The 16,063-nt window shown below is 68.2% G+C and carries 15 protein-coding genes; 12 read left to right on the plus strand and 3 right to left on the minus strand.

Annotated elements, in window-relative coordinates; all coding sequences use genetic code 11:
• Positions 1-37 precede the first annotated feature (37 nt).
• Positions 38-1,363 carry an AI-2E family transporter gene (locus tag ABIE00_RS07365; RefSeq protein ID WP_502914205.1) on the minus strand — a complete coding sequence of 442 codons (1,326 nt, stop codon included), beginning with the start codon at positions 1,361-1,363 and terminating at the stop codon, positions 38-40.
• Positions 1,364-1,555: 192 nt separating this feature from the next.
• Here ABIE00_RS07365 and ABIE00_RS07370 point away from each other — a divergent pair, with 192 nt between their 5' ends.
• The 8 genes from ABIE00_RS07370 (at position 1,556) to ABIE00_RS07405 (ending at position 10,917) form a co-directional block, all read left to right on the plus strand.
• A complete protein-coding gene (locus tag ABIE00_RS07370) occupies positions 1,556-3,319 on the plus strand; it encodes a hypothetical protein (protein WP_354258599.1) in 1,764 nt (587 codons plus the stop codon).
• An 81-nt stretch (positions 3,320-3,400) separates the two neighbouring features.
• On the plus strand, positions 3,401-4,387 hold the full coding sequence (locus tag ABIE00_RS07375) for a tetratricopeptide repeat protein (RefSeq protein WP_354258602.1): 987 nt from the start codon (positions 3,401-3,403) through the stop codon (positions 4,385-4,387).
• Positions 4,388-4,392: 5 nt separating this feature from the next.
• The gene (locus ABIE00_RS07380) at positions 4,393-5,490 is read left to right on the plus strand and encodes an NADH:flavin oxidoreductase/NADH oxidase (RefSeq protein WP_354263298.1); all 1,098 of its coding nucleotides are present in this window, start codon (positions 4,393-4,395) and stop codon (positions 5,488-5,490) included.
• Between the two features lie 85 nt (positions 5,491-5,575).
• Positions 5,576-6,340, plus strand: a complete 765-nt coding sequence (locus ABIE00_RS07385; RefSeq protein ID WP_331574921.1) for an ABC transporter ATP-binding protein — start codon at positions 5,576-5,578, stop codon at positions 6,338-6,340.
• Positions 6,322-7,893, plus strand: a complete 1,572-nt coding sequence (locus tag ABIE00_RS07390; RefSeq protein WP_354258605.1) for a transporter — start codon at positions 6,322-6,324, stop codon at positions 7,891-7,893. Before ABIE00_RS07385 ends, ABIE00_RS07390 begins: the two co-directional genes overlap by 19 nt.
• Before the next feature lie 70 nt (positions 7,894-7,963).
• Positions 7,964-8,746, plus strand: coding sequence for a glucosamine-6-phosphate deaminase (nagB, locus tag ABIE00_RS07395; RefSeq protein WP_354258608.1), 783 nt, complete (start codon positions 7,964-7,966; stop codon positions 8,744-8,746).
• Positions 8,747-8,797: 51 nt separating this feature from the next.
• Positions 8,798-9,139 (plus strand): DUF3039 domain-containing protein, encoded by a 342-nt coding sequence (locus tag ABIE00_RS07400; protein ID WP_307103745.1) that lies wholly within the window; start codon positions 8,798-8,800, stop codon positions 9,137-9,139.
• Entirely contained in the window at positions 9,139-10,917 is a 1,779-nt protein-coding gene (locus ABIE00_RS07405; protein ID WP_354258612.1) for a DEAD/DEAH box helicase, read from the plus strand. Before ABIE00_RS07400 ends, ABIE00_RS07405 begins: the two co-directional genes overlap by 1 nt.
• 12 nt (positions 10,918-10,929) lie before the next feature.
• On the opposite strand, the gene ABIE00_RS07410 is transcribed toward ABIE00_RS07405, so the two are convergent.
• Positions 10,930-11,565, minus strand: coding sequence for an isochorismatase family protein (locus ABIE00_RS07410; protein WP_354258615.1), 636 nt, complete (start codon positions 11,563-11,565; stop codon positions 10,930-10,932).
• 19 nt (positions 11,566-11,584) lie between these two features.
• Entirely contained in the window at positions 11,585-12,913 is a 1,329-nt protein-coding gene (locus ABIE00_RS07415) for a nicotinate phosphoribosyltransferase (protein ID WP_354258618.1), read from the minus strand.
• Between the two features lie 227 nt (positions 12,914-13,140).
• On the opposite strand from ABIE00_RS07415, the gene clpS reads away from it, so the two are divergent.
• The 4 genes from clpS (at position 13,141) to ABIE00_RS07435 (ending at position 16,040) form a co-directional block, all read left to right on the plus strand.
• Complete coding sequence (clpS, locus tag ABIE00_RS07420) at positions 13,141-13,518, plus strand: ATP-dependent Clp protease adapter ClpS (protein WP_331574915.1); 378 nt, start codon at positions 13,141-13,143, stop codon at positions 13,516-13,518.
• Positions 13,511-14,077 carry a DUF2017 domain-containing protein gene (locus ABIE00_RS07425; protein WP_354258622.1) on the plus strand — a complete coding sequence of 189 codons (567 nt, stop codon included), beginning with the start codon at positions 13,511-13,513 and terminating at the stop codon, positions 14,075-14,077. Before clpS ends, ABIE00_RS07425 begins: the two co-directional genes overlap by 8 nt.
• 143 nt (positions 14,078-14,220) lie before the next feature.
• On the plus strand, positions 14,221-15,246 hold the full coding sequence (gene murI, locus ABIE00_RS07430) for a glutamate racemase (protein WP_502914206.1): 1,026 nt from the start codon (positions 14,221-14,223) through the stop codon (positions 15,244-15,246).
• Complete coding sequence (locus ABIE00_RS07435) at positions 15,243-16,040, plus strand: MBL fold metallo-hydrolase (protein ID WP_354258625.1); 798 nt, start codon at positions 15,243-15,245, stop codon at positions 16,038-16,040. Before murI ends, ABIE00_RS07435 begins: the two co-directional genes overlap by 4 nt.
• The last annotated feature ends 23 nt before the right edge of the window (positions 16,041-16,063 follow it).

Consider the following 16,063-nt stretch of genomic DNA (forward strand, 5'->3'; position numbering starts at 1 on the left):
GGGCAGGCGCGCGCCTGCGGCTGATGCCTACCTGCGCCTAGTGCTTGTCCTGGCGGACGATGTAGATCTCCTTGATCAGCAGCAGGGTGGCAGCCGCCGTCGGGATGGCAATCAGTGCGCCCAGGACGCCGAGCAGGCTGCCGCCGGCAATGACGGAGATGACGGCGACGGCGCCGGGCACCGCCACGGCCTTCTGCATGATGCGCGGCGAGATGAAGTACGCCTCGAACTGCAGGTAGGCGAAGTAGCAGATGGCGTAGGCCAGGGCGGACTGCCACCCCAGCGTCAGGGTGATCAGGACGACCACCACGCCGGCGATCAGGCCGCCGACCAGCGGAATGAAGGCCAGCAACGCCACGACGAACGTCAGCAGCACGGCGAATGGCACGCCGATGATGGACATGACGATGAAGGCGAAGGTGGCGTTCAGCAGGGCGACCACGGCCTGGCCGATGACGTAGTTGCCCACGGAGCGGCTGATCTCTTCGGACAGTGCCTCGACCCTCGGCCGGCGGGATCGCGGTGCCAGCCGGTAGCCCCATTTCTTCATTGCAGGCAGGGCGGCCAGGAAGTACAGGCTGAGCACCAGCACGATCAAGGTGCCGAACAGGCCGTTGGCCACCGTCGAGCCGAAGCCGACGACGCCGCCGAAGATGCCGCTCATGGCCTCCGGGTTCTTGACGAACTTGTCCAGTTCCTCGGTGATGCGGTCACGGACGCCGAACTGGTTGTCCACGGTCCGGAAGAAATCTGAATTGACGAAGTCGCGCACCCACACCGGGGCCTGCTGCACGAGCTCGGTCACCTGCTCCACGATCGTGGGGATGAGGGTTGCAAAGAAGCCGACGACGGCGAGCATCAGCACGGACACGGACACGAGGATGCCGGCGGGCCGGGGGATCTTCCGTCCTTCCAGCCAGCGGACTACCGGGTCCAGGCCCAGGGCGATGAACAGGGCCGCCACGATCCAGAGCAGGAGCTGGGTGGTGTGGGAGCCGATCCAGTAGACCAACAGGGCCAGGCCCACACCCACGGTGCCCATGAACCCCAGGTACAGGGGGTGCTGGGCCGAGATGCGGGGGCCGGGGGAACCGAACCGTGCGGTGTCCGCGGTCTCGCCGGCCTCTTCGGTCTCAAGGTTGTCCGGATGCTCCGGCGGGAACTCAAACCTGAGCCTGGGCTGCGCGCCGGGGATGGGCTGGCGCAGACGCCTCAATACGGCGCCCAGGGCAGCAGGGCGGCCCTTCGCCTTCGCGGAAGTGTCCTGTGCTGCAGTTTCCCGGGGCGCGTGCAGGCTCTGCGGGGAGTCGGCGTCGGGCAGATCTTCGGGGCCGCGCTTGGACGGATCCGTGTGTTCAGTCACTGCTTTTTGATGCCTTTACCGTACGTGGCGCCGCGGCTGCGGGCCGGGTGTGATGATCATCGCAAACACTATCAGCAGCCTTGTGAATAACCGGGCGGGCGGCGTTTCGCCGGAGTGGCAGCGGGGGCCCCGCACCCCCCGATCCGGCCTATTGGTAACAAAACGGTTACTATTGAGGCTAAACCCCCGCTGATGATAGGTATTCCTTTGCGTTTCAAGACTGCAGTTGCACTTGTGCTGCTCGGCCTCCTGACACTGCTGGCCGGCATCGGGCAGAAGACCTTCTGGGCTCCCGCCGAGACAGTGACGGCAACGGCTTCCGCCGGCGAAGCCGCGCCCCTGACCGTTATCGACCAGAAGCTGCGCACCGTCGACGGCGGAACGGTCACCATCAAGGTGAAGGGCGAGGGCAGCTTCCTGCTCGCGGCAGGACGCCCGGATGACGTCGATGCCTGGGTGGGCAAGACCGCCCACAACACGGTCACCGGAGTCTCGGACGACAAGAAGTCGCTGCAGGTGAAGCACACTGACGGCGAGGCCACCGCGCCGTCGCCGGCCGGCTCCGACCTCTGGGTCAGCAGCGAGAACGCCAGCGGCGAACTGGACTACACCTGGTCCGCCCCGGCCGACGGCGACTGGTCCCTGCTGCTTGCAGCGGACGGAAAGAAGCCCGCGCCGTCGTCCATCTCCATGACGTTCCCCAACGACACCTCCATGCCGTGGGCCGTGCCGCTCATGGTCCTCGGTGGGCTCCTGATCCTGGCCGGCGGAGCGCTGCTGGTCCTCAAGCCCAAGAGCGGGGCACCCCGCGGCGGCGGGTCCTCCGACGGTGGATCCCCAAGCAGCGGCCCGGCCGGCAAGGGTGCTGAGAAGCAGGGCAGCCTGTTCGCGCGGCGCGCCCGCGCCAAGGCGGCAGCCAAGGCCGGTGAACGGTCCTCCTCCGCACGGCTCAGCGTGGTGGTCGCGGCCACCACCGCCGCCGTCCTCGCCGGCACCGCAGCTGCCGCGCAGGCCACCACTTCGTCTGCCCCGGCGTCGACGTCCACGGCCAGCGCATCGCCCGCGGCCAGCGGCACGCCGGTGGTCCTGGACGCCCAGTTCCGCCGCATCCTGGAGCAGGTGGCCAGCGCCACCGACGCCGGCGACGCCGCCAAGGACGCCAAGAAGCTTGCCGCCCGCGTTGCCGGGACGGAGCTCGAGGTCCGCACCCAGAACTACAAGATCAGGTCCCGCGTGGCCTCCTACGACGCCCGCATGCCCGTGCGCTCCACAAAGCTGCTGACGACGGTGGTCACGGACAAGCGCGAATGGCCGCGCTCCGTCCTCGCCGTCACGCAGGGCGAGGGCAACGTTGTGCCGCAGCTGCTCACGCTCGTGCAGACTTCCCCGCGGGACAACTACAAGCTCGTGGGCACCTCGCCGCTGCAGCCCGGCACCACCTTCCCGGCGATCGTACGCGGCGGCACGGAGTCGCTTGCCGCAGGCGATAAGTCCGGCCTCCTCTACAGCGGGCAGGAAGCGCTCGCAGGACTGGCCGACCGGCTGACCAAGTCCAACTCCACGTTCAAGAGCAAGCTGGTGGAAGGGGAGTCATCCCCGTACATTGCGGACACGCTGTCCTACCAGGCTGACATTGTGAAGGACGGCGTCGACGGCAAGTTCGCGTTCACGCACAAGGTGGTTCCGGAGAGCACTGTGGTGTTCCGGACGGAGGACGGCGGGGCCCTGGTCCTTGGCCGCCTGACCTTCAACTTCGACGGCACCCCCAAGGCCGAAGGCGACAAGCTGTCCATCGGCAACGATGCGGCCGTCCTCGCCGGCGGCAAGGAGACCACCACCGGCATGGTGCTGAAGTTCGCCGAATCCGTGGCCGTGTACGTGCCGCCGGCCGACTCGAAGGACCCCATGAAGCTCGTGGCTGCCACCCGCGGACTGGTTGGCGCCAGCTTCAAGTAGGGAAGGGGTTTTCCTCAACCCGCCGTCACTTGAGCGGCCGCGGTGCTTACCGCGGCCGCTCTTGTGGCTAGAGTGGGAGCTATGAGTTCGCCAGCTTCCCGCCCTGTCCCTCCGGCCGCGAGCCAGCTTAACCTTCGCGGCGCCGTCGATCTCTCCTCCCTCAAGCAGCGGCCGGCGCCGCCGACCAGTGGCCCCGCGGCAGGCGACGCACAGTCCCCGCCGGCCCAACAGGGCGACGGCGGACCCGCCCTCCGGGTGGACGTCACCGAGGCAAACTTCCAGAGCCTGATCGAGCTGTCCGCCCAGGTGCCCGTGGTGTTCGTCCTCTGGGCCGCCTATTCGCCTGAATCGGCCGGCGTGCTGGATGTGCTTGACCGGAACATCCAGAGCTACGGCGGCCGGCTGGTCCTCGCAGCTGCGGACGTCGAAGCGTTTCCCCAGCTGGCCCAGGCCTTCCAGGTGCAGGCCATCCCCACGGCTGTGGCCGTCATCAAGGGCCAGCCGGTTCCGCTCTTCCAGGGCGGCGCGGACGAAGAGCAGATCCGCCCCCTGCTGGACGAACTTCTCACGGTTGCCGCTGCCAACGGGGTGACCGGCAACGTCGGAGGCGGCGCGGGTACCTCTGAAGAACCCGGTCCGGCCCCTCTGCCGCCGCTTCACCAGAAGGCTTTCGACGCCATAGAAGAGGGCGACTACGCCGCAGCGGCGGCTGCCTACCGGCAGGCGCTCGCCGAGATGCCGGCGGACGCGGAGGCCAAGGCCGGCCTGGCACAGGTGGAACTCATGGAACGCCTGCAGAGCCTTTCCGGACCTGAGGGTGAGGCCATGCGCCAGCTCGCGGCGGATGAGCCTGACAACCTGACGGCCCAGCTGGGCGTGGCGGATCTCGATCTGGCGGGCGGCCACGTGGAGGATGCCCTGAACCGCGTGGTCGCGTTCATCGGCAGGAACTTCGGGCCGGAACGCGAATCCGCCCGCGTGCGCCTGCTCGAGCTGTTCGAAGTTGTCGGCAGCACGGACGAACGCGTGGGCAAGGCCCGCCAGGCGCTGGCACGGGTGCTGTTTTAGTGGCGGTGCCCGCGCTGTTCCGGCCCCTGGTGCTGCGTTCCCTGGAACTGCAGCACCGCGGGTGGGTTTCGCCGATGTGCCAGTACAGCTGTGAACCCGACGAGGCGCCCGGTGTGCCCAACGACTGGCACCTCATGCATCTCGGATCGTTCGCCGCCGGGGGAGCCGCCCTCATCCTGACCGAGGCTGCGGCAGTCAATGCCCAAGGGCGCATCAGTCCGCGCGACGCGGGGCTGTACAACGACGAGCAGGCGCTGGCGTGGGAGCGGATCGTCCGCTTCGTGCACCGCCACGGCGCGGCGGGCACCAAGATCGGTGCCCAGCTCGCCCATGCAGGACGGAAAGCGTCCACGTACTGGCCGTTTTCCGGCCAAAGCGGATCAGTCCCGGCGTCCGACGGCGGATGGAAAACAGTAGGGCCGAGCGACCAGGCGTTCGACGGCTACGCGCCGCCCGCCGCCATGACCGAGGATGACATCCAGCGCGTCATCACCGATTTCGCCGCCGCAGCGGCCCGTGCCGTGGACATCGGCTTCGACACCATCGAACTGCACGGTGCCCACGGATACCTCCTCCACGAGTTCCAGAGCCCCCTGATCAATGACCGCACAGACTCCTGGGGCGGCCATGCGGAGGGGCGGAACCGGCTGACCCTGGCCGTCGTCGATGCGGTGCGCAACGTCATCCCCGACTCCATGCCGCTGCTGCTTCGCATTTCGGCCACCGACTGGGCAGAGGGCGGAATCAGCGTCGAGGATTCGGTCAGCCTGGCCGCGCAGGCCGCCGAGCGGGGCGTGGACCTGGTCGACGTGTCCAGCGGCGGGGCCGTGGCGCACCAGAAGATCCAGCCTGGGCCGGGCTACCAGACCGACTTCGCGGCCCGGATCCGCCGCGAAACAGGAGTCGCCACCGGCACCGTCGGGCTGCTGACGTCTCCGGACCAGGCGGAGCATGTGGTGGCCACCGGACAGGCAGACGGCGTCTTCATCGCCCGGGCGGCACTGCGGGATCCGCACTGGTGGCTCCGGGCCGCCTTTGAACTCGGCCACGACCTGCGGTGGGCGCCGCAGTATGAACGGGCCGTGCCGCGGCGTGCTTTTTAGGCGTGTTTTCCGGCAGTCGCATGTTCTGAGTTTCTACTCCTTCCGGAGGATCCCCCTGGCCGCAGGGCGCGGCTAGGGTGAGTGCATGAGCACTCCCTTAACAGCCCTCTCGATCAGGGGGCTTGCCAAGCGCTTCGGCACCAAGATCGCTGTGGACGGCATCAGCCTCGACGTTCCCGCCGGTTCGTTTTTCGGCATTGTCGGGCCCAACGGCGCCGGCAAGACCACCACCCTCTCCATGGCCACGGGCCTCCTCCGCCCGGATTTCGGAACGGCCGTGGTCCACGGGGTGGACGTCTGGGCGCAGCCGCTGGAAGCCAAGAAGCTGATGGGGATCCTGCCGGACGGGGTGCGGCTCTTTGACCGGCTCAGCGGTGAGCAGCTGGTCACGTACGCCGGGCTGCTCCGGGGCATGGGCAGGGACGTGGTGGCTGCCCGGGTGCGGGAGCTGCTCGCGGCTTTGGACCTCAGCCAGGACGCCGGGACCCTGGTGGTGGATTACTCCGCCGGCATGACCAAGAAAATTGCGCTGGCCTCAGCACTGATCCATGCGCCGAAGGTCCTCGTGCTGGATGAGCCCTTCGAATCCGTGGATCCCGTCTCCGCGGCCAACATCAGGGACATCCTGGACAGGTACGTGGCCTCGGGCGGCACCGTGATCGTCTCCAGCCACGTGATGGACCTCGTGCAGCGGATGTGCGACCACGTGGCCGTGATTGCCGGCGGCCGGATCCTGGCCGCCGGCACGATCGACCAGGTGCGCGCCGGAGCCACCCTGGAGGAACGGTTCGTGCAGCTCGTGGGAGGCCGCAGCCAGACGGAGGGGCTCGAATGGTTGCGCACCTCCTGAGGCTGAAGCTCACGCTGCTGCGCAACGGCCTGCGGCGGAGCCCGTGGCAGCTGGTGGGCCTGGCCTTCGGCGGCCTGTATGCGCTCTTCTTCGTCGGCATGTGCGTGGTGCTGCTTGTCCTGCTCCGGCAGGAGGACCCGGGGCTCGCCCAGACCGTGGTGGTGCTTGCCGGCTCGGCAGCGCTGCTGGGCTGGGGAATTGTGCCGGTCATTGCCTCCGCCGTCGACATGACGCTGGACCCCGCCCGATTTACGACGTCGGCCGTGCCCATGCCGCAGCTGCTGGCCGGCCTGGCGCTCGGCGGCCTCATCGGCATTCCGGGGCTGGCCACCTTGCTCGTCGCCCTGGGCACCGTGGTCACCTGGTCCCGCGGTGTGCTGCCCGCTGCGGGCGCGCTCGTGGGCGCCGTCCTGGGCGTGCTTACCTGCGTGGTGTTCTGCCGCGTGGTCACCACCGCCACGTCGAGCCTCGCGGCCTCACGCCGGTTCAAGGACGTCAGCGGCATCGCCTTCATGGTTCCCCTGGTCCTCCTGGGCCCGATCACCGCCGGCATTTTCCAAGGCGTGGCGGGTTCCGGGGCCTTCCTGTCCGACCTGGCCGGCAGGATCTCCTGGACGCCGCTGGGGGCCGCCTGGTCGCTGGGCGGCGACCTTGAAGCCGGACACACCGGCCCGGCCGCGCTCAAGCTGCTCATTGCCGTGGCCACGCTGGCCGGTCTTACCTGGTGCTGGAAGCTGCTGCTGGAACGTGCCCTTGTCACGCCGCCCTACAGCGGAAGCAGCCGCCGGAAGGGCGGGCGGCTGGGGTTGTTCGCGCTCCTTCCCGCGACGCCGGCCGGTGCCGTCACGGCGCGGGCCCTGACCTACTGGTTCCGTGACCCCAGGTATTCAGGCTCACTGGTGGTCATTCCGCTGCTGCCGGTGGTGCTGGCCTTTCAGGGGAGTCAGACCAACGACTACGGCGTGCTGATGATCACCGGCCCGCTCACGGCGTTCCTGCTGGCGTGGTCCATCTCCGGGGATGTGTCCTACGACAACACCGCCTTTGCCCTCCATGTCGCCGCCGGCGTGCGTGGAGTCCACGACCGGCTGGGGCGGGCGCTGGCCTGCCTGGCGTTCGCGCTGCCCGCGGTGCTCATCCTGGCCACCGTGCCGTTCTTCATCACAGGGGAATGGGCGTGGTGCCCCTCCATCCTGGGGATATCCGTTGGAGTGCTGCTGACCGGGCTGGGCCTGTCGTCCGTGGTGTCCGCCCGCTACACCATTGCCGTGCCGCTTCCCGGCGACAGCCCGTTCAAGAAGCCGCCGGGAAATGTGGGGCAGACCCTCGCCGTCCAGTTTGGCGGGATGGGTGTCCTCCTGGTGCTGGTCCTCCCGGAGGCCGGGCTGGTCCTCGCCCAGGTGCTCACCGGTGAACCGCTGTTTGGCTGGATCAACCTGGCTCTTGGCCCCGTCCTGGGCGCGGCGCTGTTCGCCGTTGGAGTCCGGGTGGGCGGGCGGTGGCTCGATGCCCGCGGCCCGGAGCTCCTGGCCCAGGTCACAGTCAACCGCTGAGAGCACGCAACCGCTGAAAAGTATCTGCCCGCGTGGTTGACTAACAGGACAGCCGAGAGAAAGGCCGAACATGGAGGTCGTCATACTTCCGGGCGCGAGGCAGATTGCCTCCCTCGTGGCGGATGCGGTGGAAAGCCTGCTGCGGGGCAAGCCCGACGCCGTGCTGGGGCTGGCCACGGGCTCCTCGCCGCTGCCGGTCTACGACGAACTCGCCCGGCGCCACGAGCAGGCCGGCCTGGACTTCAGCCGTGCTTACGGATTCACCCTTGATGAGTACGTCGGGCTGGAACCCGGCCACCCGGAGTCCTACCGGGAGGTCATCCGCCGCGACTTCGCGAACAGGGTCAACATCGACCCCGGGAACGTCCTTGGACCGGACGGCAGCGCCGCGGACATTCCGGCGGCCTGCCGGGGCTACGAGGACCGGATCAGGGAGCGCGGCGGGATCGACGTGCAGCTTCTGGGACTCGGCACCGACGGGCACATCGGCTTCAACGAGCCGGGCTCGTCCTTGGCATCCCGGACCCGGATCAAGTCGCTCATCGAGCAGACCCGGCGCGACAACGCCCGCTTCTTCCTCAGCCTTGATGATGTTCCGCACCACGTGGTGACCCAGGGGCTGGGCACCATCCTCGAATCGAGGCACGCCATCCTGCTGGCCACGGGAGCGCAAAAGGCGCAGGCCGTCCACGATCTGGTGGAGGGACCCCTCGCCGCGATCTGCCCTGCCTCGGTCCTCCAGCTGCACCCGCACGCCTCGATCGTGGTGGACGAGGCCGCGGCGTCCTCGCTCAAGCTCGCCGACTACTACCGGCACACCTACGACCACAAACCGGCGTGGCAGGGGCTGTGACCGGAACCTGCGCCCGGGTCCTCCCGCAGCCGCACCTTCCGAACGGCTAAGATGGATGCCATGAGTAGCATGACGGATCCTCTCGACAACGACCCCATGCGTGAGCTTTCCGGCGCCGGATCGTCCACCGCAACCATTGAGCGCGAGGAACTGCGCCAGGAAGTGGAGCCCGGCGACCGTGAGCGCTTTGCACACTACGTGCGCAAGGAAAAGATCATGGAGTCCGCCATGACGGGCGAACCGGTCATCGCGCTGTGCGGCAAGGTCTGGACGCCCGGACGGGATCCGCAGAAGTTCCCGGTATGCCCGATGTGCAAAGAGGTCTATGACGGCCTCCGCCCGGGCAACGACGGCGGCAGCGGGTCCGGCGGAGACTCAGGCAACAACAAATAGTGACGGAGACACTCTTCGGCGGACCCACCCTGCCCCCGGCTTACCCGGAACGTGCAGCCTGGGGAACCGCCCCGAAGCTCCGTGCCTGGCAGCAGGAAGCACTGGATCTCTACTTCAGCAAGTCCCCGCGGGATTTCATGGCCGTGGCCACCCCCGGCGCCGGCAAGACCACCTTCGCGCTCAGGGTGGCCTCGATGCTGATCGAGGCCGGCACGGTGAACCGCGTGACCATCGTCGCGCCCACCGACCACCTGAAGCGGCAGTGGGCCGACGCCGCTGCGCGCGTCGGCATCGCCATTGACCCAAACTTCAAGAATTCGGACGGCCAGCACGGCCGGGGGTTTATCGGCGTGGCCGTGACCTACGCGCAGGTGGCCAGCAAGCCCATGCTGCACCGGGCCAAGACCGAGGCCGCCCGCACCCTGGTGATTCTTGACGAAATCCACCACGGCGGCGAGGCACTGTCCTGGGGCGACGGCCTCCGCGAGGCCTTTGATCCCGCGGCCCGGCGGCTGTCGCTGACCGGTACCCCGTTCAGGTCGGACACCTCGCCCATTCCGTTCGTGGAGTACACCGAGGACCGCGAGGGCATCCGGCGCTCCAAGTCGGACTATACCTACGGCTACGGCAACGCGCTGCGCGACCACGTGGTTCGTCCGGTGATCTTCATGGCGTACTCGGGGCAGATGCGCTGGCGCACCAGTGCCGGTGACGAGATGGCCGCCTCCCTCGGCGAGGCGGCAGTCACCAAGGACATCACGTCACAGGCCTGGCGCACCGCCCTGAACCCGGCGGGGGAATGGATTCCCGCCGTTCTGGCGCAAGCCGACAAACGGCTCAGCGAGGTCCGGCGCACCGTTCCCGACGCCGGCGGCCTGGTGATCGCCACCGACCACGAGGACGCCCGGGCGTACGCCGGCCAGCTCAAGAAGATCACTGGCCAATCGCCGACCGTGATTCTGTCCGATGATGCCAAGGCCTCAAACAAGATTGAGGAGTTCAGCGCGGGCGACAAGCGCTGGATGGTCGCCGTGCGAATGGTGTCCGAAGGCGTGGACGTACCGCGCCTTTCGGTGGGCGTCTATGCCACATCCACCTCTACTCCCTTGTTCTTCGCCCAGGCAGTGGGGCGCTTCGTGCGTTCCCGGAAGCGCGGCGAGACGGCCTCGGTCTTCCTGCCGTCCGTTCCCCAGCTGATGGCGCTCGCCAACAGCATGGAAGCCGAACGCGACCACGCCCTGGACCGGCCGCAGAACGACGACCCTGACGGCCTGATGGACCTCGAAGAATCGCTGATGGACGAGGCGAACCGCGAGGAGAAGGCCTCGGACAGCCTGACCAAGGGCAAGTTCGAAGCACTGGACTCGCAGGCCTCCTTCGACCGCGTGCTGTTCGACGGCGGCGAATTCGGAACCGGGGGCGATATCGGCTCCGAGGACGAACTCGACTTCCTCGGCATTCCCGGCCTGCTGGACGCTGAACAGGTCGGCGTGCTGCTGCGCCAGCGCCAACACGAGCAGCAGGGCAGGAAGAAGCGCCAGGGTCCGGCAGCCGAGCCCGCCGGACCGGCAATACCCGACCACCGGATGCTGATGGACCTGCGGAACGAGCTGGCAAAGAACGTGGCGGCCTGGTCTGCGAGGACGGGCACCCCACACGGCGTGGTGCACACGAAGCTGCGGACCGTCTGCGGCGGCCCGCCTGTGGCACAGGCGAACGAGGAGCAGCTCCAGTCCAGGCTGAAGAAGCTCCAGGACTGGTTCATCGGCCGGAAATAGACCGGCAGGGCTCTATTCGAGGTCCACGCCGCCCAGTTCCATTTCGGCGTAGGTGTCCTCGAGGTCGTCGGCGATGCCCGCCGTCAGCCGCTTGATCACGGTGACGGAGTAGCCGGCCTGGACCGCATCCAGTGAAGTGGCCATGACGCAGTGGTCGGTGGCGAGGCCCACCACCACGACGTCTTCCACGTCGTGGCTCTGCAGCCAGTCATCGAGGCCGATCGCATCTTCCTCCGGAGCGTAGCCGGGATCGGCGGCCCCGGGCAGGCTACCCGGCTGCCGTTCGCCGGTGGGGACGGCGTCCTCCGGTGCCAGCAGGCCCTCGAACCCGGAGTAGGCCGCGGTATAGAGGCCCTTGTGGAAGTACGCCTGGATGTGCTCGGTGTCCAGCTCCGGATGCAGCTCGGCCCCCCGGGTGCCGGCCACGCAGTGCGGCGGCCAGGTGTCCTTGAAATCCGGGGCTTCCGAGAAATGGGTGCCTGGATCGACGTGCCAGTCCTGCGTGGCCACGATGTGGTCGAACTGGCCGTGGTGGTTCTCGACGTACTCGCTGATGGCCCCGGCCACTGCGGCTCCGCCCTCCACCGGCAGCGCGCCGCCCTCGCAGAAATCGTTCTGGACGTCGACGATGATGAGTGCCCGTGCCATCAGTTCTCCTCAGTTCTCTTCAGTTGTCCTCATAGAGCGTCGGGATGGCCGGCTCGCCACGGTGCAGGCGGTGGACCACTGCCGGGAGTTCGGCGAGCGAGTCAGCGTGGCGCTGCCGGGCCCGCAGGACGCCTTCGTGGCCGGTCCAGCCCGGCAGGAGTTCGCCGTTCTTGATGAACTGCTGCAGGAGAGTACGGTCGTTGCCGTCATCCGCGGGCCGGTGGCCCACGCCGATGAGCTCCTGGGTGGCCGTGCCGTTGTCGTTGAGCCGGCGGAGGGCGTACTTCCGGCCGCCCTTGCTGGTCTTGTTCTTGGCGGTCTTGGCGACCGGGACGAACTCCCCGGCGTCGTTGGTCCGGCTGACCAGCTTGTAGACCATGCTGGCCGTGGGCGCTCCGGAGCCGGTCACCAGGGAGGTGCCCACCCCGTACGAGTCAACGGGGGCGGACTGCAGTGCCGCAATGGCGTATTCGTCCAGGTCCGAGGTCACCGTGATGCGGGTGTGCTCGTTGCCCAGTTCATCCAGTAGCTGCCGGACCCACTGCGCCTGCTCCACCAGGTCGCCGGAGTCCAGCCGCACGGCGCCCAACTTGTCCCCGGCAATGTCCACGGCCGTACGGACGGCGGTTTCGACGTCGTACGTGTCCACGAGCAGCGAGGTGCCGGCCCCCAGGGAGGCGACCTGGGCCTCAAAGGCGTCCCGCTCGGTGTCATGCAGGAGCGTGAAGGAGTGGGCGGCGGTGCCCACCGTCTTGAGGCCGTACCGCAGTCCGGCCTCAAGGTTTGAGGTGCTGTCGAAGCCCGCGATGACGGCGGCGCGGGCGGCAGCCGTGGCTGATTCCTCCTGCGTACGCCGGGAGCCCATCTCGATGCAGGGCCGCTGGCCGGCGGCCATGACCATTCGCGACGCCGCCGAGGCGATGGCGCTGTCGTGGTTGAGGACGGACAGGACGTACGTCTCCAGGACGCACGCCTCGGCAAACGTTGATTCGACGATCAGGATGGGGGAGTTGGGGAAGTACGCCTCACCCTCGGCATAACCCCAGACGTCGCCGGTGAACCGGAAATCGGCCAGGTAGTCGATGGTCTCCTTATTAACGACGCCGGTGCGCGCCAGGAATTCGAGTTCCGCCTCGCCGAACCGGAACGCCATGATGCCTTCCAGCAGCCTGCCCGTGCCGCCGACGATCCCGTAGCGACGGCCGTCCGGCAGTCGGCGCGCGAACGCCTCGAATACGGCCTTGCGGTGGGCGGCGCCGGAATGGAGGGCCCCCTGCAGCATGGTCAGCTCGTAATGGTCGGTGAACAGGGACGTGCGGGGCTGCTCCCAGCCGGCGGAGTTACTCACAAAAATCACTCTAGTCCCCACCGGCTCCCACGTCTCGCTTCGCTTCGCCGCGGGGCCCTCGCCGGCGTGGGCCCACCACCGGCTCCCACGTCTCGCTTCGCTTCGCCGCGGGGCCCTCGCCGGCGTGGGCCCACCACCGGCTCCCACGTCTCGCTTCGCTTCGCCGCGGGGCCCTCGCCGGCGTGGGCCCATCCGGCGTAGGCCCCGCGGCGCCATAGAATGGACAGATGACCTTAAGCGTTGCGCTCGGCCCTGACACCCAGGAGAGCACCCAGACCGGAACGGCGGTATCCACCGATGCCCTGACCGCCCCGGACGTCCCTTGGAACCTCGTCATCTGGAATGACCCCGTCAACCTGATGAGCTACGTCAGCTATGTTTTCCAAAGCTATTTCGGCTACTCGGAAACCAAGGCCAACAAGCTGATGCTCGAGGTCCACAGGAAGGGCCGTTCCATCGTTGCCCACGGCAGCAAGGAACAGGTGGAGCAGCACGCGGTCGCGATGCACGGGTTCGGCCTGTGGGCCACCGTGGAGAAGGCCACCGGCGGAGACAGCGGGGGCGGCAAAAGCGGCCCGGGCAAGGGCAAGGGAAAACGTGGCTAAGGCTTTCAAATACGCACTCAAGGGCATCACCGGTTTCCTGGAACCGGCCGAGCGGGAACTGCTGCGCAGCCTGTTCGCCGACGTCATCTCCATGCTGGAGCCGACCGACCGCGGTTCGGAGGATCCGCTCACCGCGCTGATCGGGCTGGACATGGAGGTCCGGGAACCGTCCGACCGTGCCCTCCGGCGGCTGCTCCCCAATGCCGTGAAGGACGACGCCGAGGCCTCCCTTGAGTTCCGCCAGCTCACCGAACGCTCGCTGCGGGAAAGCAAGATCGGCGCGCTGCGCGCCGCCGCGCTGGGCCTGGACAAGGACGAGCTCGTCCTGACCCCGGCCGATGCCCGGCACTGGTCCACGGCGCTGAACGACGTGCGGCTGGTGCTCGCCGAGCGGCTCGACATCCGGGACGAAGCGGACGCCGACCACGTCCACCAGATGCAGGACTGGTCCCAGGCCGAGGACGTGGAAAGCTACCTGGCCCTGGTCTACAACTTCACCACGTGGCTGCAGGAGTCGCTGGTGCAGGCGATGCTGCAGTCACTGGACACGCGGGCCTGAGGGGTCCCGGCGCCGGCCGGTTCCTTCGGCCCTGACCGGTTTCGGCTGTGGGCGTTTCGGCCGCCGAATGTGACAAATTCGACATGAGTCGCTCGCCACAAGTGATGGCCGCACCTCACGGGAAGACCTATCCTCAAATAATCATGACTTCAGCATCGAGCATGGATCCGGCAGCGGGAGCTGCAGCGGAGTCCGCAACGGCCGACGGCGTAAATGTGGGATCGCTGCCGATCGGCGTCTTCGACTCCGGGGTCGGCGGCCTGACGGTGGCGCGGTCGATCATCGACCAGCTGCCCAACGAATCCATCCTCTATGTCGGCGACACCGCCCACGGCCCGTACGGGCCGCTGCCCATCGCGGAGGTGCGCGCCAACGCGCTCGGTGTCATGGACGAACTCGTGGATTCCGGCGTCAAGCTGCTCACCATCGCCTGCAACTCGGCGTCGGCCGCTGTGCTTCGTGACGCCCGTGAGCGCTACACGGCCCGCTACGGCATCCCCGTCATCGAAGTGATCCAGCCGGCCGTGCGCCGCGCCGTCGCGGCCACCCGCACCGGGCGGGTAGGCGTGATCGGCACCTCCGCCACGGTGGGGTCCAGGGCCTACGAGGACACGTTCGCCGCCGCGCCTGACCTGGAGATCACCTCCGTGGCCTGCCCGGCATTCGTGCCCTATGTGGAGGCCGGCATCACCACCGGCCCGGAACTGCTGGACGTCGCCCGCGAGTACCTGGAACCGCTGAAGGCAGCGGGCGTGGACACCGTTGTGCTGGGCTGCACGCACTATCCGCTGCTGACCGGCGTGATCTCCTACGTCATGGGCGAGGACGTCACCCTGGTCTCAAGCGCCGAGGAAACGGCCAAGGACGTCTACCGGGCCCTTGCCAGCAACGGCCTCGAACGGACGGACCCGGCACGGCCCGAGCACAGCTTCATCGCCACCGGCGATCCGGGCCAGTTCGAGGCCCTGGCCCGCAGGTTCCTCGGCCCGGAGGTGCTCAGCGTCAAGCACGTGGACCACGTTGCGGCACAGTACCCCACGGGCAGCCTGGCCCGGATCACCCCTGAAATGATCGCCGCCGCGCGGAAGGCGGCCGCCCGCCCGCGCATCTCCAACTTCGTGGAGCAGGCTGCCGGCAGCGGCGCAGCCCCCCGGGGGTCCTTCCTGTGAAGCTCACCATCGTCGGCTGCACCGGCTCATTTCCCGGCCCCGGATCACCCGCCTCCTGTTACCTGCTGACCGCCAACGACGGCGAACGGGTGTGGAAGGTGGTCATGGACCTCGGCAGCGGAGCCCTCGGCGCCATCCAGCGGTACACCGACCTGGAGGACATCGACGCGATCTTCCTCACGCACCTGCACCCGGACCACTGCATGGACCTGTGCGGCCTGCACGTGGCGGTGCGCTGGAAGCCGGGCGGCTGGGACCGGGGGAGAATCCCCGTCTGGGGCCCTGCCGCCACCGCCGACAGGATGGCCACAGCCTACGGCCTGGATCTCGATCCCGGGATGCACGAGGAGTTCGACTTCACCAACTGGACCGAGCGCCAGTCCGTCACTGTTGGCCCTTTCACCGTGACGCCGTTCGCCGTGAACCACCCGGTGGAGGAGGCCTACGCGCTGCGCGTGGAGGTGACCGAGCAGGACGCCGCCGGAAATGCCGTGACCCGCGTCCTGACCTATTCAGGTGACACCGATTCGTGCCGCGGGCTGGAGGAAGCGGCCAAGGACGCCGACCTCTTCCTCTGTGAAGCAGCCTTCGAGGAAGGCCGCGACGACGGCATCAAGGACGTCCACCTGACCGGCAAACGGGCCGCCGAGGCAGCCACCGCCGCCGGTGCCCGCCGCCTGCTCCTCACCCACATTCCGGTGTGGACATCGCAGACCAAGGTCATGGCCGAGGCGCGGCCCGCCTTTGCCGGTGATGTGGCCGTTGCTGTGGCGGGCGTGCACTACACAGTCTGACGTGCGCTGTCGGCCTGGAGCCT

Origin of the sequence: Arthrobacter sp. OAP107, from assembly GCF_040546765.1 — a bacterium.
Classification (GTDB): domain Bacteria; phylum Actinomycetota; class Actinomycetes; order Actinomycetales; family Micrococcaceae; genus Arthrobacter.

Coding starts and splice junctions, on each gene's coding strand:
- ABIE00_RS07375 (WP_354258602.1), top strand. CDS start 3,401: ATGAGTTCGCCAGCTTCCCGCCCTGTCCCTCCGGCCGCGAGCCAGCTT.
- ABIE00_RS07370 (WP_354258599.1), top strand. CDS start 1,556: ATGATAGGTATTCCTTTGCGTTTCAAGACTGCAGTTGCACTTGTGCTG.
- clpS (WP_331574915.1), top strand. CDS start 13,141: ATGACCTTAAGCGTTGCGCTCGGCCCTGACACCCAGGAGAGCACCCAG.
- nagB (WP_354258608.1), top strand. CDS start 7,964: ATGGAGGTCGTCATACTTCCGGGCGCGAGGCAGATTGCCTCCCTCGTG.
- ABIE00_RS07410 (WP_354258615.1), bottom strand. CDS start 11,565: ATGGCACGGGCACTCATCATCGTCGACGTCCAGAACGATTTCTGCGAG.
- ABIE00_RS07390 (WP_354258605.1), top strand. CDS start 6,322: ATGGTTGCGCACCTCCTGAGGCTGAAGCTCACGCTGCTGCGCAACGGC.
- ABIE00_RS07385 (WP_331574921.1), top strand. CDS start 5,576: ATGAGCACTCCCTTAACAGCCCTCTCGATCAGGGGGCTTGCCAAGCGC.
- ABIE00_RS07400 (WP_307103745.1), top strand. CDS start 8,798: ATGGATGCCATGAGTAGCATGACGGATCCTCTCGACAACGACCCCATG.
- murI (WP_502914206.1), top strand. CDS start 14,221: ATGACTTCAGCATCGAGCATGGATCCGGCAGCGGGAGCTGCAGCGGAG.